The 22,817-nt window shown below is 47.6% G+C and carries 23 protein-coding genes and 1 tRNA gene; 7 read left to right on the top strand and 17 right to left on the bottom strand.

The features are described 5' to 3' along the window. Positions 1-195: 195 nt before the first annotated feature. From ACZ5R2_RS08555 to ACZ5R2_RS08535, 5 genes are all read right to left on the bottom strand, one after another. Positions 196-1,239 carry a hypothetical protein gene (locus tag ACZ5R2_RS08555; RefSeq protein ID WP_464901858.1) on the bottom strand — a complete coding sequence of 348 codons (1,044 nt, stop codon included), beginning with the start codon at positions 1,237-1,239 and terminating at the stop codon, positions 196-198. A gap of 166 nt (positions 1,240-1,405) precedes the next feature. After that, on the bottom strand, positions 1,406-1,576 hold the full coding sequence (locus ACZ5R2_RS08550; protein ID WP_464919402.1) for a hypothetical protein: 171 nt from the start codon (positions 1,574-1,576) through the stop codon (positions 1,406-1,408). Positions 1,577-2,235: 659 nt separating this feature from the next. Then, positions 2,236-2,955 carry a hypothetical protein gene (locus ACZ5R2_RS08545; RefSeq protein WP_464901856.1) on the bottom strand — a complete coding sequence of 240 codons (720 nt, stop codon included), beginning with the start codon at positions 2,953-2,955 and terminating at the stop codon, positions 2,236-2,238. A gap of 500 nt (positions 2,956-3,455) precedes the next feature. Continuing rightward, positions 3,456-4,157, bottom strand: a complete 702-nt coding sequence (locus ACZ5R2_RS08540; protein WP_464919401.1) for a hypothetical protein — start codon at positions 4,155-4,157, stop codon at positions 3,456-3,458. A 252-nt stretch (positions 4,158-4,409) separates the two neighbouring features. Further along, a tRNA-Arg gene (locus tag ACZ5R2_RS08535) sits at positions 4,410-4,486 on the bottom strand. A gap of 197 nt (positions 4,487-4,683) precedes the next feature. Between ACZ5R2_RS08535 and folD the strand changes: the two genes are divergently transcribed. Together folD and ACZ5R2_RS08525 are read left to right on the top strand one after the other, a co-directional pair. Then, positions 4,684-5,541: a bifunctional methylenetetrahydrofolate dehydrogenase/methenyltetrahydrofolate cyclohydrolase FolD gene (gene folD, locus ACZ5R2_RS08530; protein ID WP_464901854.1), complete on the top strand. Its 858-nt coding sequence runs from the start codon at positions 4,684-4,686 to the stop codon at positions 5,539-5,541. A gap of 165 nt (positions 5,542-5,706) precedes the next feature. After that, the gene (locus ACZ5R2_RS08525) at positions 5,707-6,036 is read left to right on the top strand and encodes a hypothetical protein (protein ID WP_464901853.1); all 330 of its coding nucleotides are present in this window, start codon (positions 5,707-5,709) and stop codon (positions 6,034-6,036) included. On the opposite strand, the gene ACZ5R2_RS08520 is transcribed toward ACZ5R2_RS08525, so the two are convergent. Beyond that, positions 6,033-6,758: a nitroreductase family protein gene (locus ACZ5R2_RS08520; RefSeq protein WP_464901852.1), complete on the bottom strand. Its 726-nt coding sequence runs from the start codon at positions 6,756-6,758 to the stop codon at positions 6,033-6,035. The genes ACZ5R2_RS08525 and ACZ5R2_RS08520 overlap by 4 nt on opposite strands. A 266-nt stretch (positions 6,759-7,024) precedes the next feature. On the opposite strand from ACZ5R2_RS08520, the gene ACZ5R2_RS08515 reads away from it, so the two are divergent. After that, positions 7,025-7,249, top strand: a complete 225-nt coding sequence (locus tag ACZ5R2_RS08515) for a hypothetical protein (protein WP_464901851.1) — start codon at positions 7,025-7,027, stop codon at positions 7,247-7,249. Between the two features lie 253 nt (positions 7,250-7,502). Here ACZ5R2_RS08515 and ACZ5R2_RS08510 read toward each other — a convergent pair whose 3' ends face one another. Next, positions 7,503-7,754 (bottom strand): DUF1289 domain-containing protein, encoded by a 252-nt coding sequence (locus ACZ5R2_RS08510; protein WP_464901850.1) that lies wholly within the window; start codon positions 7,752-7,754, stop codon positions 7,503-7,505. A 221-nt stretch (positions 7,755-7,975) separates the two neighbouring features. On the opposite strand from ACZ5R2_RS08510, the gene ACZ5R2_RS08505 reads away from it, so the two are divergent. Beyond that, positions 7,976-8,419: an META domain-containing protein gene (locus ACZ5R2_RS08505; RefSeq protein ID WP_464901849.1), complete on the top strand. Its 444-nt coding sequence runs from the start codon at positions 7,976-7,978 to the stop codon at positions 8,417-8,419. Between the two features lie 72 nt (positions 8,420-8,491). On the opposite strand, the gene ACZ5R2_RS08500 is transcribed toward ACZ5R2_RS08505, so the two are convergent. Both ACZ5R2_RS08500 and ACZ5R2_RS08495 read right to left on the bottom strand, forming a co-directional pair. Next, entirely contained in the window at positions 8,492-9,439 is a 948-nt protein-coding gene (locus ACZ5R2_RS08500; RefSeq protein WP_464901848.1) for a class I SAM-dependent methyltransferase, read from the bottom strand. Between the two features lie 6 nt (positions 9,440-9,445). Further along, positions 9,446-10,150 carry a TIGR01621 family pseudouridine synthase gene (locus ACZ5R2_RS08495; RefSeq protein ID WP_464901847.1) on the bottom strand — a complete coding sequence of 235 codons (705 nt, stop codon included), beginning with the start codon at positions 10,148-10,150 and terminating at the stop codon, positions 9,446-9,448. A 122-nt stretch (positions 10,151-10,272) separates the two neighbouring features. Here ACZ5R2_RS08495 and cls point away from each other — a divergent pair, with 122 nt between their 5' ends. Beyond that, the gene (gene cls, locus ACZ5R2_RS08490) at positions 10,273-11,727 is read left to right on the top strand and encodes a cardiolipin synthase (RefSeq protein WP_464901846.1); all 1,455 of its coding nucleotides are present in this window, start codon (positions 10,273-10,275) and stop codon (positions 11,725-11,727) included. A 74-nt stretch (positions 11,728-11,801) separates the two neighbouring features. Beyond that, positions 11,802-13,007, top strand: coding sequence for a cystathionine beta-lyase (locus ACZ5R2_RS08485; protein WP_464901845.1), 1,206 nt, complete (start codon positions 11,802-11,804; stop codon positions 13,005-13,007). Between the two features lie 217 nt (positions 13,008-13,224). Here ACZ5R2_RS08485 and ACZ5R2_RS08480 read toward each other — a convergent pair whose 3' ends face one another. From ACZ5R2_RS08480 to pspA, 8 genes are all read right to left on the bottom strand, one after another. Beyond that, entirely contained in the window at positions 13,225-13,770 is a 546-nt protein-coding gene (locus ACZ5R2_RS08480) for a DUF4136 domain-containing protein (protein WP_464902340.1), read from the bottom strand. Positions 13,771-13,862: 92 nt separating this feature from the next. Beyond that, positions 13,863-14,414 carry a DNA-3-methyladenine glycosylase I gene (locus ACZ5R2_RS08475; protein WP_464901844.1) on the bottom strand — a complete coding sequence of 184 codons (552 nt, stop codon included), beginning with the start codon at positions 14,412-14,414 and terminating at the stop codon, positions 13,863-13,865. A 56-nt stretch (positions 14,415-14,470) separates the two neighbouring features. Continuing rightward, positions 14,471-17,554, bottom strand: a complete 3,084-nt coding sequence (locus ACZ5R2_RS08470; protein WP_464902339.1) for an efflux RND transporter permease subunit — start codon at positions 17,552-17,554, stop codon at positions 14,471-14,473. Positions 17,555-17,576: 22 nt separating this feature from the next. Beyond that, positions 17,577-18,671 (bottom strand): efflux RND transporter periplasmic adaptor subunit, encoded by a 1,095-nt coding sequence (locus tag ACZ5R2_RS08465; RefSeq protein ID WP_464901843.1) that lies wholly within the window; start codon positions 18,669-18,671, stop codon positions 17,577-17,579. A 1-nt stretch (position 18,672) separates the two neighbouring features. Next, positions 18,673-19,707, bottom strand: coding sequence for an efflux RND transporter periplasmic adaptor subunit (locus ACZ5R2_RS08460; RefSeq protein WP_464901842.1), 1,035 nt, complete (start codon positions 19,705-19,707; stop codon positions 18,673-18,675). 467 nt (positions 19,708-20,174) lie between these two features. Then, the gene (pspC, locus tag ACZ5R2_RS08455; protein WP_464901841.1) at positions 20,175-20,564 is read right to left on the bottom strand and encodes an envelope stress response membrane protein PspC; all 390 of its coding nucleotides are present in this window, start codon (positions 20,562-20,564) and stop codon (positions 20,175-20,177) included. Further along, complete coding sequence (gene pspB, locus ACZ5R2_RS08450) at positions 20,554-20,790, bottom strand: envelope stress response membrane protein PspB (RefSeq protein WP_438460104.1); 237 nt, start codon at positions 20,788-20,790, stop codon at positions 20,554-20,556. Before pspB ends, pspC begins: the two co-directional genes overlap by 11 nt. A gap of 1 nt (position 20,791) precedes the next feature. Further along, the gene (pspA, locus tag ACZ5R2_RS08445) at positions 20,792-21,466 is read right to left on the bottom strand and encodes a phage shock protein PspA (protein WP_464901840.1); all 675 of its coding nucleotides are present in this window, start codon (positions 21,464-21,466) and stop codon (positions 20,792-20,794) included. A 203-nt stretch (positions 21,467-21,669) separates the two neighbouring features. Here pspA and pspF point away from each other — a divergent pair, with 203 nt between their 5' ends. Beyond that, positions 21,670-22,719 carry a phage shock protein operon transcriptional activator gene (gene pspF, locus ACZ5R2_RS08440; protein ID WP_464901839.1) on the top strand — a complete coding sequence of 350 codons (1,050 nt, stop codon included), beginning with the start codon at positions 21,670-21,672 and terminating at the stop codon, positions 22,717-22,719. Positions 22,720-22,817 lie beyond the last annotated feature (98 nt).

Genomic DNA, 22,817 nt, shown 5'->3' with positions numbered 1-22,817 from the left:
AAAATTTACCGCATAGTTCTGTGATGCATATCAAGATAAAAAGCGTCAAACCACCCAAAGGCACAACATATAGTATGACAATTAGAAATCATGCAGCACATGCAGTATCTCATCCGTGAGTAATAAACCAAAGTTAACGAGCCAAAAACCATGGGATTTTCACCTAGTAAAAATCCCATGCGGTTTTGGTCGCTGTTAAACGCCTTGTTCGGCGGTGGTTTTAAAGTCTCTAGATAACATTTTGGAAGCCGCTGACGCATTATAAACACCAACCCCTTTTATCTGTTTAGCTACCTCGAAACCGTCTTTTTGGAATTGGCTCAACATGGTTTTTAGCTCGTCTAACTTTTCCGTATTGAGAACCAATTTGACAACCGTACCCTCATAGTGAAAACCCAAATCAATATGCAGTTTTCCGCTATCATTTAGCAAGATACCGTGATCTCCACTGCAAATAAAAAATTCACCGCCATTACGACACAAACGGTTTGTCATGTATAAACCGAAACCTGAGTTATGCCATGGATCATCAGTATCAATGATTGCACCCTTATAGTTTTTACTAGAGATGGCCGGCATTAATACTTGTTGTATAGCATCAGAATCACAGGTAACTTCAACGAAAGGGTTTTGCAATATGGATTCTTTCAATCCTACGCCAGCGTCTAATATAGCAATTTCTACTTTTTTATAGGCTGGCCAATATTGGGCACAGTATGCGACTTGTTTTGAACCACTATGCTCTACAACATTTCTTACGATTTCGCGGATTGAGTATGTAAATACGTCAACTAAGTTACCATCTTTTTGCTGAGAGAGAATCACGGCTAACTCTTCAGCTCTACGTTCAATTATATCTTGTTCGCTTTTCCATTCTTTATTTGCTTCATCACGTATACTTTGTGTGCGCAAAATGGTTAGCGGGAGATAAGTATTATTTCCACAAGCCTCACCCGGTTTTTTTCCAAAATCCAGACCAAATGATTTGAAAAAGCCCATATGACCGACATACGATTGAGTTTCATAATTTCGGTAACTTACTTTAACTTGGCGATTATCAACCTCGAAAGTTCGCAATCTACGAGCTACAAACAACATGGCAAATGGCTCTACTCTTCCCATGTTTGAAAAGTCTACAATCAATTCTTCTACATTATTTGATGAGTCTAGATCTGCGCAAAATTTTAAGACTGCCTTTATAGAGCAACTATTCGGATAATATATTTTTTTTGTACTCATTATCTAAACCTTATCAACTGACTTACGACACTATTGAACCACCTAACGCCCGGTTAAGTGGTGAGTAACGCGCCACCGAACCAAAATTATGCACCCTAATCACACAAGCTAAAGTTGAAGCCAATAGTGCCAAGCGTTACGAATCCACTTGAACCGCTTGTTATGTCTATTTGTCAACGAGCTTACAAAACGCATTTTTCCCTACAGAAAACATTGCCCAAACTAATGCTATGACTGCTCCTATGATAGCCCCAAAGGAAACGCAAATAGCTTTTGAAATCGCAATTGCAGCAGCTGTGGAAATCGCTGCCAGAGCGGCGCCATTAGCCTTAGTCATTCTATTTCTTACCGCAGCGTATGTTTTACTATTTGTACAAAACAAGTCATAAAACTCATTCTTTATACACTGCCACAATTGAGATTTTTTGCTGTTGAAGCATGAGCTTAAAGAGTGATTTTTCTCATTGTAATATACATACATTCCCGATGAGTAAAACGCAGCTTTAGATTTTTTCCCGTGAACATACTTCCTTATCAGCGCGACGCCAACTTCATCTAAATTTTCAAGGTTTTCATCTAGATTTGCTAGCTTCGGGTAATGTAGCAGTATCGACTAACTTTCAACATCCATGTTAGCCCCCAGAACGTATTTTAACTTTGCAATCAACCCTCTCAAACGAGCGGCAACATAAATTAAAGTCAAAGAACTACGAAATTACAATTAGATACTCGACTTAGCTAAGTAAAGCGTCTTCTAAACGTGGGGTACTCGGAGACATAATGCCGCATTAAGGTGTGAGCGACGCTTGGCTATACTTGAGCAAAGCGAAACTGCCAAGCATTGCGAATCACTCTTAAATGCTTTGTATGGATAATAACCACTCCAATCAGGTAAAGTTAGACCCAGGCTTTAGCTGCAACTAAAGCTTTCTATGTAACAGTTCGTTTAAACGCTGGCTCCTCTATCGAGAGACCGATAACAAACATGAACGCTTGTTAGCTTTTGCTCTCCAAAGTGTGCTTTGCTTTGGCGCCAAGTGTAACTTCTTTTATTAATACGTTAATAATATGAGAGTCCCTGACAAAACGCTCTTCAAAGTCACGACTACTAAGCGGAGCTGCCAAAATTTCCTTTGCTTCGTAACTAATACCAAGCCCCCCCAAAGAAATAGCCAGTCGTGGACTCCATAAAGTTCGAGCAAATCGACCTGAAAGTCTACCTTCTGTTTCTTGGAAACCACTTCCAAAAAAAGGTAGTGCAAAACCAAAGATCATTTTCAAAGTTGCATGCTCAGCATTTTTTGATGCATCTAAGAATGCACCAAATGATTGCAACCTTTCATCGAGCTCAGTGGTAAGAAAAGCGCCTGCACCCTTTGACATTAACTCCATTACGACAGAATTGAATTCTACAATTGCTGTTGAAAATTGAGTCAATAACTCGTTTTCATCACTCTTACCCGTATTAATTTGATACTGCCGAAAGGCATATGACACCTTAGCTAACGCTATACTTAACGGCGCATAAACTGATTCAGTATATTCTCTCGCTTTTTCGAGATAGTTATCCTGAAGCTTTTGGTTGTAGTTTTGGTTTAATTCTAAGATTTTCTGCTTCGCGGATAGCGTTTTGTAATAACCACCAATCACAGCGCCTAAGATACCAGCCGTCCCAGCAATTACCGCTGTAATGATTTTTGTATCTGTGAATTCCATATTTATCCTCGAGAAAGCTAACGCTTATTATGCGGTAACCTGCCGCATAATACCCTTGAGCATCGCCACCTAACCCACCAACAAAATCAAACCTACATCAACATAATCCCTACATTTTAGTAGATTATCAAGCGACTCAATCAAACATGCATCTCAATATAATGCATATTGCCAACTATAAATCAGTCAGCGACCTAGACTCCATTCAACCAATGTAACGAGTACAGCCCAATGCGATATCATTCACTTTTTCAGAGAAAAATTGAAGCTTCTATGCATCGTGTCACTATACGAAAAGTACAATCTCCAGTATGATGAGTTAATGTGGCTCTGACTCTCTAGACACCTGCAACATATGAATAAAAGTAGCGCAAACCGCACCTCAGTATTTTGAGTAACGGCACACCCCAAACTCGTTTAATTGAGGCACAAACGCAACCAAAATCAACTAGAAAGCACCTAAAACAAAATGAGTTTGCTTGACTCTGTAAATTACTCAGCTAGCTCCGCTTCTTTTTTAGTTTCGCTAAGTCCTTAGCCAAATTAGCTGAATTGGGCACATTCAGTTCACCAGTCATCACTACTGGCCCGAGTTTGTCATTAGATGTGGTCTTGATTTCCACCCTCATATCGTTCAGCCGTTCATTCATTGAATTTTCAACCTGTTGCCCTTGGTAGTAACGAAGGTAATGCGACCGGATTCGATTCGCACCCTTCAATGAAAAGCCATCTTCTAAACATATTGTCAGGAAATTTATAAACTCGGACTCTTTAGAAGTGCTCGGCTCCCTGCCCCAAGCCTTCCAAAGAGCCGTTAACGAGTCATAACGGTAGAAGTTCTTGCTCTTAGGTGTAGTCACACTGATCGTAGCCTTGTTGGTGTCTAGTTCGAGCTTTGACACATGCACCCCATCTTGATGAGTAACCACATCATTGAGGACCCTAGCTATGTCGCTCAACAAGTTGGGTGACCAGTTCACACAGCTACTCAGCCTTTCGGTGATTTCATGATAAAAACGGGGGTCTTTCACCTCAATCTTGTCAATAGCGCTTTGAGCTTGAACAATTAGCTTGGCGGTGTTCGTAACAAGCTTTAGGTCTAAATGAGCTGGAATGCTAGCAATGATTCCCTCGCATGCCGCAATCTGCTCCTCACAAAGCCCAAGACCTTGTAAATCCCTTTTTTGCCTATCTCGAAACAAATGCACCCATCCGTAACTAAACTAGTGGAATAAGTACTGTAAACAAGTCGGGATGGCTACGCACTCTATTTGAATTAAAATCGGGATCGAGCACTTACAGAAAGTGGGGATTTTTCGGGAAAAACGAATCGGGAAAGTTTAACGAAAGTTGAGGAAAGTTAACGAAAGTTGATTCCAGCGGCACCACAGAGGCACCACAGAAACAACAAAGCCCTGCTAAATCTTTGATTTATCAGGGCTTTATCGGGAATATGGCACGCCCTGCAGGATTCGAACCTGCGACCACATGCTTAGAAGGCACGTGCTCTATCCAACTGAGCTAAGGGCGCGTTACAGGGCAGTAGTATAAGGCGATAAATCAGTAAATCAATGGATTTATTCAACTTTAGGATTCAAGTGCTTACTTTTAAATCACGTTTGCTTTGGTTGCTTAATTTCAGCACAACGCAAACGTTTGCCTGTAGAAGTTAACAATTAGATCTGCCACAATACGCGGCGAAATGTGACCATAATCGAAAGGAATGCCATGTCTGCTCAAAATATTGATGGAAAACTGATTTCTCAAACGGTTCGCTCAGAAGTTGCCGCACGTGTGAAGGCACGTTTGGATGCGGGACTGCGTGCGCCTGGACTGGCGGTTGTATTGGTCGGTGAAGACCCGGCTTCACAAGTTTACGTCGGTAGTAAGCGCCGCGCATGTGAAGAAGTGGGTTTTGTGTCTAAATCTTTTGATCTACCAGTCACGACCAGTGAGCAAGACCTGCTAGCGCTTGTTGAGCAGCTAAATCACGATCCGGAAATCGATGGTATTTTGGTTCAGTTACCGCTTCCAGCTGGCATCGATAGCACTAAGGTGCTTGAGCGCATCACGCCTGAAAAAGACGTAGATGGCTTCCATCCTTATAACATTGGACGACTTGCACAACGTATTCCTAAGCTGCGTTCATGCACGCCAAAAGGCATTATTACCCTACTCGAGCGTTACAACATTGAAACGCGCGGCAAGCATGCTGTGATAGTGGGAGCATCGAACATCGTAGGTCGCCCAATGAGCTTGGAGCTTTTATTGGCCGGCAGCACCACTACCACGTGTCACCGCTTTACTAAAAACCTTGAGCATCACGTGCGCCAAGCCGATATCGTGGTCGTAGCGGTGGGCAAACCCAATTTTATCCCGGGTGATTGGATCAAACCTGGTGCGGTTGTGATCGATGTTGGCATTAACCGCCTTGATGACGGATCACTGGTGGGTGATGTTGAGTATGATGTTGCAAAGCAGCACGCAAGTTTTATCACACCTGTGCCTGGTGGGGTGGGTCCGATGACCGTGGCAAGCTTAATAGAGAATACCATTATTGCTTGTGAGCAGTTCCACACCGAGTAAACGAATATAACTGCTTCAGCCCTCGATTTTGCGGGCTGAAGTTTTTTACTCACTTTGTTGTGCACTAGCGCTGAGAATGGCCTGAGACTAATAACAAATGACACATTCCTGTAGTAGAATGACACGCAAACTAGGTTACAGCGTCAATTAATCGATACTCTCACAATGCTCAAAAATAAACTTCTGGCCACTGGTGCCCTACTCTTTCTTACTGCTTGCTCAAACAGCCAATCGGCACAAATGGGCATGCGCAGCAGTGTGATTTATGCCTACCCACAGAACATGAGCAACATGCAGCTGTGTGAGACGCTCTACTTTGGCCGCCCTACGACGCAAACTAAAGCGGCAATTGGGGCTGAGTTTAACCGCCGCAGATTATCTAAATCGTGGTGCGAAAAGCAATATCGCATGTCTTATCTTGAGCGCCTAGCACGCTCAATTACGGCCCCATCAGAGCCGCAACCTGAGGTTACCCAACCCATTCAATTAAATTAATGGCAAGTGATCACTGCTTGATTATCGACGCGGTGGCGCTCGCTATAGATGCCATCTTCAGCGCGCACCCCGCAAGAGATGATCATGGTGATCTCATCATGATTGTCTAAACTAAGCAGTGACTTCACTCGCTTTGAGTCAAATCCTTCCATTGCACAGGTGTCATAACCCATATCACGCATCGCCAGCATAAACGTCATCGCAGCCAGCGACGTACTCTTGTGCAAGCAGACTCGCAAGTCTTGCTTACTCACCTCACGGACCATGGGTTTTTTACGTCCAATCCACCAGGTAAACGCCTTGCGTATCCAACCACGCACGCCAAACTGATCATTGTTGTACAGGGTTGGGATCAACTTTTCGTAGTATTTGAGTGCCCGCTTAGCGGTTGCATCTTCTCTTCCTGCAAAGGCACGACGAACCTGCTCAGCATTCATCTTGGCCCGCTGTTGCCAGTACTGGGGGGTCACAGTGACAACCACCAGCTCATTAGCCGTTTTAGCGGCGTTTTGGCCCATACAATAGTCAGCCAAGCGTGCCCGCTTTTCACTATCGATCACGCGATGAAAACGCCATAACTGCATATTGCTGCTATTTGGGCTCATGAGTGCCAGCTCTAAGGCATGCTGCACGTCATCGTGATTAAAATCAGCACTGGAGTCGTATTTTCGTACCGAGCGGCGTGTTTGCACTAAATCTATGTAATGTTTACTGATAGCCATCAAAGCCTACTACCTTGGGATTAGAGAGGCACATAGTATACCCAATTAGTCTAAAGTTTGTTGTTTTTCAGCAGCTTCACAGTGGCGCCATATTTTCGATTCATAAATATTTCACAAAATAAATTTCATCTAACATTCATCTGTTTATCGCCTAAGTTTCACACAAGTGTAACTTAAGGTCATTTTTGTGTGCTAGCGCATTTGACGGTCAAAAAACCACCATCTAAGTTTAAGTCTCAGCCCACCAAAACATTCAGGAGATGGTTATGAGACGTGCGAGTTCTGCGTATCGTTTGCAGTTAATTAAAGAAGCCGCTTTAAAAACGCAAGGAGTGCGTCCAAACGATCCGATGGCAAATTATATCCACCACCTGATGGAAGAGAGACCCGATGTGGACAAAGCCGCTGAGAATACCTCCCGCTACAACGGCCTGCACTTTGACGAGCAAGCAGGTGGTTGGGTGAGTGATATGTGGGATGGGAATCAATAAGCTCATCTGATTTTGTTAATACAACGAAACCCTCCAAAAGCGAGGGTTTCGTTGTTTAAGGAGCGAGGTTCGAGGACGCTCCGCTCCGGGTATCGAGGAGTTTCATTGATCTTGGGCATTTCTACGCCACAACTGAACTTAGGTATTTATTGTTTTGGTGCCAAAAACCTATTGGTTCCTCACTACTAACACCACTCACCGCACGCCTCGCATCTCGTAGGGCAACGCCCGTCCTCGAGCCTCGTACCTGTGTTTAATCAAAGAGAGATTGTTGTGGGCTGGTTGGCTCTTCTGGCCTGGATTGGTTAGCACGGTTCTTCATGATTTTGCGCCGATAGCGCTGACGGCAAAGCTGGATGATGTGCTTTTGCTCCTTGGGTGTGAACTCGAGCCACTGGAAACGCTCTTCGCGTTTTCGCATACACCCTTGGCAATAGCCACGCTCGTCGGTAGTGCACACACCGACGCACGGGTTGGGAATGCGAAAAAACTCTAATTGCTCCATGCTCACCATCCTGTTTCGTGTCCTTGGTTTTTCATCATGACAGCGCTTCTAATCCTTCGCAATAATGACAACAAATTTACCCTGTGTTTAGCGCCCATAACGCTAAACTAACAATAAGACACGTTTATTTCATATAATTCAATCTATTACTTGGCAGCAACTCGCGATAAGCGCGAGCTGTAAGCCGTGTGATACTATCACCCCCAATGGAGTTCTGTATTATGAAGATTAGTTCAAAAAACCTACTTGCTGCAATCACGCTACCTATGCTCCTAGCGGCTTGCCAATCTAACGGTGAAACTAAACAAATGACGGCTACTGACTTTCAGCACCACAATTGGGAGCTTGCCCAAATTGACGGCCAAGACATTGAACTGACCGATAATATGAAAGCCCCTCGCTTAGAGATTGGCGAGAATATGACAGCCAATGGTTATGCTGGCTGTAACAACTTTTTCGGTCAGGCTGAGCTTAAAGACAATCAGCTGCGCATTGATAAGATGGGTATGACTATGAAAATGTGTCCCGATGCACAAATGGAAATTGAACAAGCGATGTCACAAACGCTCATGGAGTGGAGCGATGTGACGCTCACCGACACGCAACTTACGCTAACCAACGGTCTTCACACCCTAACCTTCAACCTGCGCGACTGGGTGAACTAAATTAGTTGATCACATTGAAAAGCTCGCCGCTTGGTGTTTCAAACGCCCGCAGCGAGGTTTTCTATGCCTGGTCTATTTTGCGTGTTCACGCTCAAACAGCATCACTTTTAGGCTAGCCTCTGAGTCAACATCAGCAAACTCTGGAGGGTTATCCAGACGCTCAACGAACGTGATCTGTGGCGCTTCTTCCTGCATCGACTCGATAATAAAGTCACTGCCAACCACTGGTGAATTGACACATGCCATCACTTTGCCAGACTCAGTCAATAGATCAGGCAGACGGCGAAGGATCTTCTTATAATCCTTCGTTAGGGCAAAACTGCCTTTTTGAAAGGACGGCGGGTCGATGATTACCAAGTCATAAGGCCCACTCTTTTTTATTTTGCCCCACGACTTAAAAATGTCGTGAGCCATAAACTTCACTTGCTGCAGGTTATGCTGATTAAGCTTATGGTTTTCGCGCCCCTTATTAAGCGATGAGCGTGCCATATCGACATTCACCACTTGATCAGCACCACCTTCAATCGCCGCCACTGAAAAACCGCAAGTATAGGAGAATAAATTCAACACGTTGGCATGTTTTGCGTTGGCACCAACCCACTCGCGCCCAAGGCGCATATCGTAAAACAACCCTGAGTTTTGGTTCGCACCAAGGTGCAGTTGGTATTTTAAACCCGCCTCTTCTACCACAGGATTTGCCTCAAGCTCACCCCATACCACCTCTGCCGGCGCACCCGATTCGTAACGGTGCTGAAGAAGGATGCAGCGCCCCTGCTGGCTTTGCCACACCTCGCTCTCGGATAGGATCAACAACTGGCGACGTAACTCGGCGAGAAAACCTTCATCCACCGCTTTGAAAAGGCTGATAACTAACTGACCCGCTAACCAATCACTGGTGATTTGCTCAAGCCCCTCGAAACGTTTGCCACGACCATGGAACAAGCGGCGCACTTCATTAGGCACACTCACCAGAGCTTGTTGGGTGACGTTAATAAAGGTAGAGATACTCTGTTGTTGCATATATTTTTAACCTGTTATGGATTGAGGCAGTGTTGGCCAAGGGAGTTGCCATGGCTGCTGCCACTCTGTAAGCGCATTTTTTACTGGCTCAGTTCGCCACAATTCACCGAGCGAATATTGAGTCGGGTCAACGTGAAAACGATGCTGCTCACCAAGGTATTCGAACCCCAAGCTGTAAGCATGCAAATAACCTCTGTCAGCCTGACTGCTTGGCGCGTAAATAGGGTCGCCCACAATCGCTGATCCCACTGACTTCAGTGCCACACGTATTTGATGAGTCTTGCCCGTATACGGCTTACACAAAAACACCCGCTGACCAGGCTCGCCTGGCTTTGAGAAAAACTGCGTCACTGCTGGGTTTTCTTGACTGGTGTTGAGTTTCCACGCCGAACGTCTTGAGCGGCTCATATCACCGCACACCAGCCCCTGTTTTTTCTTGGGTTTTTTATCTCCGATCGCCAGATAGAACTTTTCTACCTTACGCTTGGCAAACAGCTCAGCCAGTGCCGCTGCTGATTGACTGGTTTTTGCCAATAGCAACAGGCCCGAGGTCATCTTATCCAAGCGATGGACAAGGAATAACTTTGAGCACCCTAACGCGGTCGCAACGGATTCCACCAGCATGGTCTCTCCGTCATCTTTGTGCACCGATACATTAGGATGCTTGTTGATAACAACGAAATCCGCTGTTTCAGAAACTATATCAAACATAAACCCTCTCGAACTGGGTTGTGGAGTATATATATATACCGCTGAATGAGCACGTAAAAGTCATTCTTATCTTGGCTGAATAGAGTATATTATGAGGGTCGCGTTTTGGCTTGCAGGGATTCATGAGCACTTTCTACAGTTTTTTTACCTTTTCACTGATTGGCATCTATTGGTTTCTTGTCGCCGGTGTTACCTTACGCGTCGTGCTTAAACGCCGAGCCGTTAGTGTCTCGCTCGCATGGCTGATGATCATATACATAGTTCCAGTTGTTGGCGTGATTGCCTACTTTATGTTTGGCGAGCTCAACTTGGGTCGCAAACGGGCTGAGCGTACACGTGAGATGTTCACTCCATTTGAGCAGTGGTTTAAGTTGCTCAATGAGTGTCAGGCGCATGTCCCCGAGCAAATGAATGATCATATCACCTCGATTGATAAGTTGTGTAATCACCGCATGGGGATCCCAGCCCTTTGTGGTAACAATCTGCAACTGAAAACTGACCCTGAGGTGATCTTAAAAGCGATCATTGATGATATTCACCAAGCTAAGACCTCTATCAAGATGGTGTTTTATATCTGGCACCCGGGCGGGATGGCGGATGCGGTTGCTAGTGCGCTAATTCAAGCCAGAAAACGGGGGGTCGATATCAAAGTTATGCTTGATTCCGCTGGCAGTCCACGCTTTTTCCGCAGCTCTTGGTATCGGATGATGAAAGAAGCAGGCATCGAGGTAAAACAAGCGCTTGGTGTTAAGCCGTGGCGTATTTTTCTGCGCCGACTTGATTTACGCCAACATCGTAAAATCATTGTGATTGATGATGAAATCGCCTACACAGGCTCGATGAACCTCGTTGACCCGCGCTATTTTAAGCAAAATTCTGGGGTCGGACAGTGGATTGATATGATGGTGCGCGTCAGTGGCCCAACGGTCAACGTGCTCTCAGCTATTCATAGTTGGGACTGGGAAGTCGAAACGGGAGATCGCTCAATGCCGAATATCCCTGAGTGCCCGTTAATTGAGCCTGAGAGGCCCCTGCCAATTCAGGTTGTCCCCTCAGGTCCTGGGATGCCAGATACCCTGATTTCTCAAGTCTTAACTTTGGCAATCCACCAAGCTAGACAAAGAGTGCGTATTACCACGCCTTATTTTGTTCCCAGCGCCGATCTCACTGACACACTAAAAATGACCGCCCAACGTGGCATTGATGTTGAGCTTATCATTCCGCACAAGAATGACTCCATCATGGTACAGTGGGCCTCACGAGCCTTTTATACTGAACTGCTCGCCGCCGGGGTCAAAATCCACAAATTTGATGGTGGCCTCCTGCACACCAAATCGGTCGTGGTGGACGATCAGTTCTGTATCGTGGGTACCGTCAATATGGATATGCGCAGTCTCTGGCTCAATTTCGAGGTGTCACTTGCGATTGAAGATCTTCAGTTCACTGAAAAGATGCATCAACTACAAGACAGTTACGTTGAGCAGTCTTACCAAGTGGACTTGATGCAGTGGCAAAAGCGCCCAATCATGCATCGCTTACTTGAGCGGTTCTTTTATCTGTTCAACCCGCTTCTGTAGCCAGAGCTTGCATTATTTTGGTTTTATGAGAAGGTGCTGACTATAAGTAACCTCAAGTGAATAAAGGAATTTCAATGTCTGAAGGCAAAAAAACGACACTCGTCACCGCAGGAAGAGACAAAAAATGGACTCATGGTGTAGTCAACCCACCTGTTCAGCGCGCTTCGACCATTGTGTTTGAATCGGTTGCAGAGAAGCAACAGGCTGCACTCAAGCGCACCGATAAGACATTGTTCTATGGACGCCGTGGCACCGAGACTCACTTCGCGCTGCAAGATGCGATGGTTAAGGTTGAAGGCGGTGCAGGTTGTGCCCTTTACCCTTGTGGCACGGCTGCGATCACCTCTGCAATTCTGTCTTTTGTTGAGAGTGGCGATCACATCTTGATGGTTGACACCTGCTATGAGCCTACACGCGATTTTTGCGAAGTGATGCTCAAAAAGATGGGAGTTGAGACCAGCTATTACCCACCTGAAGTGGGCGCTGGCATCCGCGACTATATCAAGCCCAACACCAAGGTTCTGTTTACCGAATCTCCTGGTTCAATCACGATGGAAGTCCAAGACATTCCGACTCTAGCCAGTATTGCTCACGAGCACGACATTATTGTTATGCTAGACAACACATGGGCTGCGGGTGTGAACTTTAAACCGTTTGAGCACGGCGTGGATATCTCTATCCAAGCGGCAACCAAATATATTGTTGGTCACTCGGATGTGATGCTTGGTACGGCAGTGGCGTCAGAGAAATACTGGGATCAACTGCGTGAGCAGAGCTATCTGTTAGGTCAATGCGTGTCACCAGATGATGCCTACTTGGGTCTGCGTGGCCTACGTACCATGGACGTGCGTCTTAAACAGCATGCTGAGAGCAGCTTGAAGGTCGCCCAATGGCTTGCCTCTCGCCCAGAGGTGGATCATGTTCGTCACCCTGCACTTGAGACGTGTCCAGGTCACCAGTTTTTTAAGCGAGATTTCACTGGCGGCAATGGTCTATTCTCATTCGTACTCAACACATCAAACAGCAAGGCAACCACTGCCCTACTCGATGGTATGGAGCACTTCAGCATGGGGTATTCATGGGGCGGCTTCGAGAGCTTGATCTTAGCTAACGAGCCAAAAAGCTTTAACAGCCTACGCACCATCGCCAACCCCAACTTCTCCGGCACCCTAATCCGCCTCCACATCGGCCTCGAAGATGTCGAAGACTTGCTACATGACCTAGAAAAGGGCCTAGAACGTTACAATGCGGTAATCCTAGAAGACATGGCTGCCGTGTAAAAACAGGTTCGAGACGCGGGTACGCTGCGCTACGAGGTGCGAGGGGTTTAGTGGTTGATGTTGGGTCTGCGTACCTAACCAACCATTCAGGTCCCCCTCGGAACCTCTATATTTCAGCGAGGCGGTCGGTCGCATTGGTTCTGCACTACCAACCAACAACGCAGAACCCCTCGCTCCCCGAAGGGCAAAGCCCGTCCTCGCTACTCGCACCCTTTATTTATCTCCCAGGGTATTGCTCGAACATTTTTTGCACTTGCTCGGCGATGAACTTTTCTCTATCGGCGGGCTTCATAGTTTCTCTGAGTTGACGTTGCGAGACTGAGCGCCACACGACCTCATTACTTTCACTATCGACTAGGTCAACGGCGATCTTGCCGTATTTAATCTCAGTGACGCGCGTTGGTGTACTTGCACCAAAGCCGTAACCAAAACCACTGCGGCGACTGCCACTGCCGACACCGACACTGAATGTTGGACCGTCAGCGCGCAGCTCTGACGCCTCTAAAATATCAAAGCGCACCATCAGATCATTACTGTCATCAGTGCGCTCGAGCCCCTTGAGGCTTAACTCTTTGTCTACCGCTTGTTGAATTCGACGACCATCAAGCCCCAAAGGCTCGCCGCCGGCATCTTCAAACTGATAGGTCTGATAGCTGGCGAAGTTGGCACTTGCGTTGTAGTCAGTGGCAACACTTGACGCGCACCCAGCGACGACCAAAGACGCCATAGTGACGATAGACATTTTTTTGAGTGATTGTAGCATCACGCAACCTCTTAATTTTGTTTACTTACTTAATCATACGCAATTATGAGCCAAGTAAAGCAGCCTAAAGCCATTAAACTGTCAGCAAAAACCTAGGAGCGACAAAAACACTCAAGATCGTGGTCGTTGACCACCCCAACGGCCTGAAGGTATGCATACACTATAGTACTGCCAACAAACTTAAATCCGCGCTTCTTTAAGTCTTTGGCGATGATATCTGACAAGCCAGTGGTGGCTGGGGGGAAGTTTTCACTGTCGCGATTATCCACGATTTGGTGGTCAACAAATCCCCACAGGTAGTCAGCAAAACTGCCAAACTCTTCCTGCACCAATAGAAATTGCTGGGCGTTATTGATGGCTGCTTCAATCTTACCGCGGTGACGAATAATGCTGGTGTTTTGCAGCAGCTGTTCTACTTTAAGCTCATCAAATTTGGACACCAATCGAGGGTCAAAGTTCGCGAAGGCTTGGCGATAGCCCTCGCGACGCTTGAGAATCGTGTACCAACTGAGCCCAGCCTGCGCCGATTCGAGCACAAGAAACTCGAACAAACGTCGATCGTCGGTTACTGGACGCCCCCACTCATTATCGTGATATGCCACATAATCCGGTTTACTCTCATCTACCCACTGGCATCGTTTCATTGTACTGTCCTATTTACTTCTAAACGCTTGATTGCGCGAACGATGCCGGCATAGTATCACGCAGATACGGGAACCTTCACCTTGTGCATCAAGCGATAAAGAACCGGCACCACAATCAAGGTCAACACCGTAGCAAAACCCAACCCAAACATGATGGTCACCGCCATGGGCTTGAAGAAGATATCGGGTAGCAGCGGCACCATACCGAGAATGGTGGTGATGGCGGCCATACACACAGGACGCACGCGACTTAGCGCTGCATCCACCACCGCAATGTACGGCTCCTTGCCCGACTCTATCTCTATATTGATCTGATCAAGCAAGACGATACCGTTTTTTAAGATCATGCCTGAGAGGCTCAAAAAGCCGAGTAGCGCCATAAAGCCAAACGGAGTATTGAGCACCAGCAAACCGGTCGTTACCCCAATCAGAGCCAGTGGCACCGTGCACCATACGATAATTGGCTCTCTAACCGTGTTAAACAAAAACACTGTGATCAAGAACATAAACAGATAGCCGAGCGGCATAGTAGTGAATAGGGACTCTTGCGCATCTCCCGATGATTCATACTCTCCTCCCCACTCGAACGAGTAACCCGGAGGTAACTCAATTGCCTCTATTTGCGGTTGCAGACGTGCTTGTAAGGTCGCGGCCGTCTCTTCGCCCAGCAAGTCAGGGTCTGCCATCACGGTGAGTATACGCTTTCGGTTCTTACGCACGATAATTGGGTCTTCCCAATAGGTGTCATAACCCAGTGCCACTTGCTGAAGCGGGATATACTCCGACTGAGCCGGGCTCCAGATCTTCATCCCTTCAACACTGCGAATATCTACGCGCTCGTTCTCTGGCAGCCTCGCGACTATTGGCATCAAGGTGGTGCCGTCACGATAGATACCGACCGCTTTACCCGAGAACGACATATTGAGGATATCATCAACATCTGATTTGGTGACGCCGTAACGACGAGCCTGACTCTCGTTGAACTGAGGCTCTAATACCATGGTGCGCTCACGCCAGTCGTGGCGAATGTTGGTCGCACCCGGATCGGCATGCATAATATCAGCAACTTGTGCTGCGATACGGCGCAGCTCTGTAGGGTCAGAGCCAATAATCCGCGCTTCAATCTTAGCGCCTCCACCTGGTCCTAATTCGATTTGCTTGAGCTTGTAGTTGATTTGCGGGTAATTAAGTTCAACGTGCTCTCTAAATCGCACCATCAAGGGCTCAAGGTTGATATAGTCGTCTATACGCGTCGTGATCTCGCCATAGGCTGCATAGCTTTTCTCTGGCGCGTAGGTCAGCATAAATCGCTGCAAACCCTTACCTGCTGTGGTGGTGATGTGCTCAACGTGATCTTGGTTGGCGATCCACTCCTCTAACGCCTGTAGCTGATCGTTGGTCGCGCGGATGTCTGTACCCTCAGGCATCCAAATATCCACTTGGAACATCGGTGTGGTCGAAGAAGGGAAAAACGACTGTTTGACGAAAGTGAAGCCGTAGATACTCGCAGCTAAACCTGCCAAAAGCACAATCACCGTGACCCAAGCTCGTCGCATGCAGAACTCGAGGAAGTTTTTGTACACCACAAAAATCATCCCATTATAGGGATCGTGATCCTCGGACGCCTCAGGTACTTTCTGCCCTTTAAAGAACATATCGGCGAAAAATGGTGTTAGTGAAATAGCAGTAAACCAACTCAACATCAGGGAAATAAGCAGTACCGTGAATAAGGTACCACAGTATTCGCCCGTCGCATCTTGAGAAAGACCGATTGGTGCAAACGCGGTTACGGCAATAATGGTAGCGCCTAGTAAAGGCCATTTAGTTTGAGTAACGATATCGGTCGCAGCTTGAAGTCGAGTTCTGCCTTTTTGCGTACCGATCAAGATACCCTCTACCACCACAATTGCATTATCCACCAGCATCCCCAGCGCGATAACCAATGCACCCAACGAGATCCTTTGTAGCTCAATCCCTTGGTACTGCATAAAGATAAAGGTGCCTAATACCGTGAGGAGCAAGATAAGCCCGATCAAGATCCCCGATCGCAGCCCCATAAAGAACAGCAAAACTATGATCACGATACCGACAGCTTGAGCCAGACTGATCACAAAACCACTTACTGATTTGTCGACTTCAGTCGGCTGGCTGTAAACTCTATCAATCTCAATACCTACCGGCTGTTGAAACTTCAGTTCAGCCAATTTGCGGTCGAATGCTTTACCAATTTCAACCACGTTGACCCCTTGAGCAAAAGAGATCCCGACATTGAGCGCGGTTTTACCATTAAAACTGATTATGTTCGAGGGTACTTCGACAAAACCGCGCTTGATGTCTGCAACGTCGCGTAGATAAATCAGGCCATCCGAGCTACCCCCGGTTAAAATTAAATCCCCAAGTTGATCAACATCTTGAAACTCACCCGTTGGGTGAATACGTATATACTCGCTGCCAATGCGCACTGCCCCTGCATCGGAAACTATATTTTGAGTGGCAAGCAAATTAAACACTGTGTCTGGTGCTAGGCCCAAGGTGCTCATCTTCTTCATCGAGATCTCAATAAACACCTGTTCTTGCTGATCGCCTGAGACCGAAACTTTACTCACCCCATCAACCAGTTCCAGCTCTCGCCGCAAATAATCAATGTAATCGAGCAGCTCTTTATAGGAGTAGCCTTCACCGGTAATGGCGAGCAAGATACCGAACACGTCACCGAAATCATCAATCACCTGGGGATCATTAACCCCGGGGGGAAGCTGCGGTGCTAGATCATTGACCTTACGCCGCAGTTCGTCCCAGATCTGGGGTAGATCATCCGGTCCATAGTTATTCTTCATCGTAACCGTGATCTGAGACAGACCTCGACTGGAGATTGAATTGACCTCATCCACATAAGAGAGCTGCTGGATGGCCTTCTCTATTGGATAGGTCACCTCCTCTTCCACCTCTTGAGGTGTTGCTCCGGGATACGAGGTCACCACCATGGCATCTTTGATGGTGAATGCTGGGTCTTCGAGTCGGCCAAGACCGAAAAAAGCCGCCGTGCCACCAATGAGAAAAATCAACGAAATCATCCAACTGATCACACGGTTGCGAATGAAATACGCCGCTATGCCAGTAACCTGATCATCCCCTTCCATCGCCTGCTTGGGCAAACTCTCCTCACTCATTACCAGCCTCCCGCTGCTTTAGTGGTTCGATCACATCGACTTTCATTCCATCACGCAGTCGCGATAGCCCCGCTATCACGATCTGCTCGCCCTGGGTTAGACCAGACAATATCTGTAGATTACTCTGCGATGCATTGCCTACCACCACCTGACGCTTGGTCACACTATCGCCCTCTAGCACCCAGACAAACTTGTTGGCGCGATCTAGGCTATCACCATCGGCATTAAACACCGCTTCAATCGGCACTTTTAAGCCTGCATTGAGGTTAAGCGAGGTCTCCTGAGCATCTGAGGTCACTTCAACGGCCATCCCATCCAAGATCACCTCATCATCTGGCATCGGCAAAGAGAGTGTCACGGAAAAGGTGCCAGAATCAGGGTCGGGCTGGGTGGTGAACTCCTTGACCCGCGCATCATACTCGTTGCCACTTGGCACGCGTACCTGGGCTTGGATACGACTCAGGACCTCTGTGGTGGGCTTTTTCTGATAGAGCTGGTCGGGCAGTTGAATCAACACTTCAACGGTATCAATACTGTGGACATTGACAATAAACTGACCCACCTGGATATTCTCAAACTGATCGACCGACACGCGCGAAACTATGCCTTCCATCGGCGAACGCAGCGTTGTAAAAGACAGACGCAGTTCGGCCAAATCAAGTTCAGCTTTGGCAATTTGGCGCTCTGCGGCGATTTCGTCAAACTGAGATTGAGCCAAAAGGCCTTTTGCAACAAGAGGTCTTGAGCGCCGTACTTGACTGTCGATCACCGCAAAACGCGCCTTGGCATTGTCGACATCAATCTTGTAGTCGGTGGGATCAATCATGGCAATCACATCGCCCGCCTTGACTAAGTCGCCCTCCTTGACAGCAAGAGAGCTTATCTCACCAGCAACACGAAAACTCAAATGAGAGCGATCCGCTGCATGCGCTACAGCAGGAAAGTATAAGTTATCAATCTCTTGGTTAAGCCCAACGGCAACCACTGAGACCTTAGGTATGAACAAGCGTGGTTCAACGGTAGGCCGCTCGCACCCCACTAGCACAGCGCAGACCGCCAAGACTGAGCAAATAGACGTATAGTTCATATTACAATCCTCGCTCCTTAACCCATGGGCGAACCTTAATCCCATCTTCTAAGCCCGCAATACCGGACACCACTATCTGATCACCATCATTGAGGCCCGATATCACGTGACGTCGTGCATCCAACTCCACTGGTATTCGCTTAACAATGCCACTGTCATTCACTCGCCATACATAGTTTTCTCCACCGCTCTCTTCAATGGAGGTCAATGGAACCCGACTGGCGGACGATTGCGGCGCGACTAGAGTGACGCTACCTGCCATACCCGGTAAAATGCCAATGTCATCGGGGCGCTCCATCACCATAGTGACCTTGTATGACCCTGTTGTGGGGTCAGCCTCGGTGTCTATTTCCTGAAAAGTTACCGGGAAAGTCGCATCGGGAAATGCGTCGAAGCGCATTGTCGACTCAATATTCGCGCCTTGGGTATAACGACTGAGCAGTTGGTCCGGTAGTTGGAAAACGATCTTGAGTAGCTGGTTGGTCTGGATATTCATCACCCCCTCTTGGGCAGCAACAAATTCATGATTTTCGGCGGGAACAATCGATATCGTGCCGTCATAAGGTGCCATCAGCTTGGTGTAGCCGACGTTGGCCTTAGCTTGATTGAGAGTGGCACGCGCGACATTGAGATTCGCTTTGGCCTCGTCATAGTCTTGCTCTGAGACTACTTTATCTTCGCGCAGCTTAGCATTACGCTGAAACTGCACATTGGCCAGGTTAAAATTGGCCTGTGCTTGCTTTGCAAGTAGGGTGTATTCATCGGGGTTAAGCTGAGCGAGAACATCGCCTTTTTTCACCTCTTGCCCGGCCAGCACATCGATACTCATCAGAAGCCCCGGTACACGAAAAGCCAGTACCGCGCGATCCCCTGCCTCTGAGACGGCCGGAAAGCTGCGCTCAAAACGACTATTTCCCACTGAAACCACCGTCATCTTGACGGGGCGAGATTCAGGCTCAGGAACGGGGGGTAACTCTTTACCGCAACCGATGGCAACTGCGCAACTCGCCACCAGCAAAAAATACTTTTTCAACATGGCCGGTCCAATCTTTGTTTATATCCTTGTCCCAACAAAGATAGACGCGCAAATGGGTATTATCTAGTTAACGGCCTGTTACTTTTCTCAGGGATTCCGTAACTTAGAGAGGCGAGAGGCGAGAGGCGAGAGGCGAGAGGCGAGAGGCGAGAGGCGAGAGGCGAGAGGCGAGAGGCGAGAGGCGAGAGGCGAGAGGCGAGAGGCGAGAGGCGAGAGGCGAGAGGCGAGAGGCGAGAGGCGAGAGGCGAGAGGCGAGAGGCGAGAGGCGAGAGGCGAGAGGCGAGAGGCGAGAGGCGAGAAAAGCGTTCGGGATTGACGTAACCATGTCAACCTCTTTTCATACCGATGATTGAAATAACTTGAGAGGCTTGTTTTTTCACCAGACAGTACAACACACTCCCCCTCGCCTCTCGCAGGGCAGAGCCCAATCTCGATTCTCGTCTCTGCAGAGCCTCTCGCTTCTGCTTTTAAAGCTTGGAAAACTCCCGATCAAACTTAAATCGATCTGACGTCACATAACCCTCAATCTCAGTGACTCGTTGCTCGACGGAGTCTAGGTCTCGGGCGACGGTGCGCAGCAGATCGCTTGGGTTGGTGCCGCGCTGCCAGGCTTTGCTTTTTAGCGTGTGGTCTTTTTTCTCTTCCCAGTGGGATTGAAAGCCGCTTGGCTGCTTCTCAATCATCAGTGACATGGCAACATACGCGACTAACACCAGAAAAGCAGCGCCTAATAGGGCCATCGTGATCACAACAATTCGTACTAACCACACCTCAACGTTGAAGTAATTGGCTAGACCGGCACACACACCGGTCAGTTTGCCGTTAATCGGGTCACGGTACAGCTCTTTACGCATCATAACGTCGCCTCCATTCCGGCGTCTCACTGTCGAGCACACGCTCAAGGTAAGAGACTCGTTGCTTGAGTTTATCGGCTCTGTGCGATAACTGCTGTAGCTGCTCAAGGTCATCACTCGATAGCCCTTCCGCCGTGTGTTTTTTACTGCGGTAATGAAGAAACAGCCACAAAGGAGCCACAAAGATCATAAACAGAACCAGTGGCGCTGAGATAAAAAATGAACTCATATTATTTTGACTCCTTCTCGTTTAATTCTTGTTTGAGTTTGGCCAACTCATTCTCAATTTCATCCTCGACTTGAAGCTCCATAAACTCTTGTTCGAGATCACGTGACGACTGCGTATCTAAGTGCAAGTCCGCTTCCGCTTCAAGCTCATCGATGCGACGAGAAAACTGCTCGAACTTATCCATCGTCTCTCGGGTTTTACGCGAGTTCAAGTGTTGCTGAACGTCTTTGCGATTGACCGCCGTTTTCACTCGGATCAGCAGTGCCTGCTGCTTGGCTCGGGTCTCGGTGATTTTGCTCTCAAGCTTATCAATCTCGGTTTTCAATTTATCAATGTTCTCATCAACAAGCAGTTGCTCATCAAGTAGCGTTTTGTGCACCTCGGTGACTTTCTGCTTTTCCATTAGCGCCGCTCTAGCGAGGTCCTCACGATTCTTGGTCAGTGCCAAGGTCGCTTTAGCCTGCCAATCACTGACCTGCGCCTCTACCATCTCAATGCGGCGGCTGAGCTCTTTTTTGTCAGCAATCGCTTTGACTAGATTACTGCGCACCTCGACCAAAGTGTCTTCCATCTCTTGAATGATCAAACGGATCATCTTTTCTGGATCTTCTGCCTTATCGAGCAAGGCACTAATGTTAGAGTTAATGATGTCGGTGAATCGTGAAAAAATGCCCATAGTGGTTCCCCTTTTTGTTGCTGTTGACCCTCTAGGTCACTGAGTAGATAACCTTGATACCTGCTGTTGATTTAGCCAGAAGTATGCCAACTTTTTTATGCTCGTTAATACAGCAACTTAACTAGAAAAAAGACGCTCACACCCTACCCTATCTGGTAAATTTTACCTACTATTGGTTAAAATAACCTCAAAAAGGCTAATTCATGCTTCCTAATATTCGCGGTAGTTCAAGCGCTATTTTGGCGGTGCTCGATCAGGTTTCACGCCTAGCAACCATAGATCGTCCAGTGTTAATTGTTGGCGAGCGTGGCACCGGTAAAGAGTTGGTGGCTCAACGTCTGCATTACCTTTCTAAGCGCTGGGATCAAGCTCTGGTATCAATGAACTGCTCTGCCCTCTCGGATGGGCTCATCGACTCTGAGCTGTTTGGCCACGAAGCTGGCGCCTTTACTGGTGCCAGTAAACGCCATATGGGTCGCTTTGAGCGTGCTGAGCGAGGCAGTCTGTTCCTTGACGAACTGGGCACGATGCCACTGACGGTGCAGGAGAAGCTATTACGTGTGATTGAATATGGCCAGTATGAGCGAGTCGGTGGCTCAAGTTTCATGACCGCTGATGTGCGCCTGATCTGCGCGACCAATGCCGATCTGCCCAAGGCGTGTCAAGACGGAGAGTTTCGTCCCGATTTACTCGACCGGCTCGCGTTTGATGTGATTCACCTTCCGCCGCTGCGTGTTCGTCAAGATGATGTCCTTGAGCTTGCTGAGCATTTTGCGATCAAGATGTGTCATGAGCTGGGGCTGGCCTATTTCACGGGTTTCTCAGCCAGCGCGCAAAGCCAGTTACTTGACTATCCTTGGCCGGGCAATGTGCGCGAGCTAAAAAATGTTATCGAGCGCGCCATCTACCAGCATGGTAATGCGAGCGCGCCTGTCTCCAACCTCGTACTTGACCCTTTTCACTCACCGTGGGTAACGGCTGAACAACCGCCTGATCGGAATTCGTCGAATCAAGCACCCACTACCAATGGACAACCCGCCGAACGCGCAGTGGTGGTCACCGACACTACAGACACCGTGCTACCCATCAACTTGAAGGCTCATTTGTTGGAAAAAGAGTATCAGTTAGTCAAGCAAGCATTGGTTAAATCCCAGTTTAATCAAAGACAAGCAGCAAGTCTGCTCGGTTTGAGCTATGATCAAATACGTGGCTTGGTAAGAAAGCACGGCTTGAGTAAAGTCAGCCAGTCCTAAGCCCAACTGTTTGTGTCATAACCAAAAACTAAGGTTAGGTAACAAATTTGTTAGCCTTTCCTCAAATGATTAGGGCATAATCGATCACTTATCTCATT

The sequence above is a fragment of the Vibrio sabulosilitoris genome (assembly GCF_055391395.1).
Note: the sequence above shows the minus strand (reverse complement) of the source record. Positions and strands in the feature narration are given on the sequence as shown.

Coding starts and splice junctions, on each gene's coding strand:
- ACZ5R2_RS08510 (WP_464901850.1), bottom strand. CDS start 7,754: ATGGAGCAATTAGAGTTTTTTCGCATTCCCAACCCGTGCGTCGGTGTG.
- ACZ5R2_RS08465 (WP_464901843.1), bottom strand. CDS start 18,671: ATGAACTATACGTCTATTTGCTCAGTCTTGGCGGTCTGCGCTGTGCTA.
- ACZ5R2_RS08485 (WP_464901845.1), top strand. CDS start 11,802: ATGTCTGAAGGCAAAAAAACGACACTCGTCACCGCAGGAAGAGACAAA.
- ACZ5R2_RS08500 (WP_464901848.1), bottom strand. CDS start 9,439: ATGCAACAACAGAGTATCTCTACCTTTATTAACGTCACCCAACAAGCT.
- pspA (WP_464901840.1), bottom strand. CDS start 21,466: ATGGGCATTTTTTCACGATTCACCGACATCATTAACTCTAACATTAGT.
- ACZ5R2_RS08495 (WP_464901847.1), bottom strand. CDS start 10,150: ATGTTTGATATAGTTTCTGAAACAGCGGATTTCGTTGTTATCAACAAG.
- pspC (WP_464901841.1), bottom strand. CDS start 20,564: ATGATGCGTAAAGAGCTGTACCGTGACCCGATTAACGGCAAACTGACC.
- pspB (WP_438460104.1), bottom strand. CDS start 20,790: ATGAGTTCATTTTTTATCTCAGCGCCACTGGTTCTGTTTATGATCTTT.
- folD (WP_464901854.1), top strand. CDS start 4,684: ATGTCTGCTCAAAATATTGATGGAAAACTGATTTCTCAAACGGTTCGC.
- ACZ5R2_RS08505 (WP_464901849.1), top strand. CDS start 7,976: ATGAAGATTAGTTCAAAAAACCTACTTGCTGCAATCACGCTACCTATG.
- ACZ5R2_RS08475 (WP_464901844.1), bottom strand. CDS start 14,414: ATGAAACGATGCCAGTGGGTAGATGAGAGTAAACCGGATTATGTGGCA.
- ACZ5R2_RS08550 (WP_464919402.1), bottom strand. CDS start 1,576: ATGACTAAGGCTAATGGCGCCGCTCTGGCAGCGATTTCCACAGCTGCT.
- ACZ5R2_RS08480 (WP_464902340.1), bottom strand. CDS start 13,770: ATGCTACAATCACTCAAAAAAATGTCTATCGTCACTATGGCGTCTTTG.
- ACZ5R2_RS08460 (WP_464901842.1), bottom strand. CDS start 19,707: ATGTTGAAAAAGTATTTTTTGCTGGTGGCGAGTTGCGCAGTTGCCATC.
- ACZ5R2_RS08515 (WP_464901851.1), top strand. CDS start 7,025: ATGAGACGTGCGAGTTCTGCGTATCGTTTGCAGTTAATTAAAGAAGCC.
- cls (WP_464901846.1), top strand. CDS start 10,273: ATGAGCACTTTCTACAGTTTTTTTACCTTTTCACTGATTGGCATCTAT.
- pspF (WP_464901839.1), top strand. CDS start 21,670: ATGCTTCCTAATATTCGCGGTAGTTCAAGCGCTATTTTGGCGGTGCTC.
- ACZ5R2_RS08470 (WP_464902339.1), bottom strand. CDS start 17,554: ATGGAAGGGGATGATCAGGTTACTGGCATAGCGGCGTATTTCATTCGC.
- ACZ5R2_RS08525 (WP_464901853.1), top strand. CDS start 5,707: ATGCTCAAAAATAAACTTCTGGCCACTGGTGCCCTACTCTTTCTTACT.
- ACZ5R2_RS08555 (WP_464901858.1), bottom strand. CDS start 1,239: ATGAGTACAAAAAAAATATATTATCCGAATAGTTGCTCTATAAAGGCA.
- ACZ5R2_RS08545 (WP_464901856.1), bottom strand. CDS start 2,955: ATGGAATTCACAGATACAAAAATCATTACAGCGGTAATTGCTGGGACG.
- ACZ5R2_RS08520 (WP_464901852.1), bottom strand. CDS start 6,758: ATGGCTATCAGTAAACATTACATAGATTTAGTGCAAACACGCCGCTCG.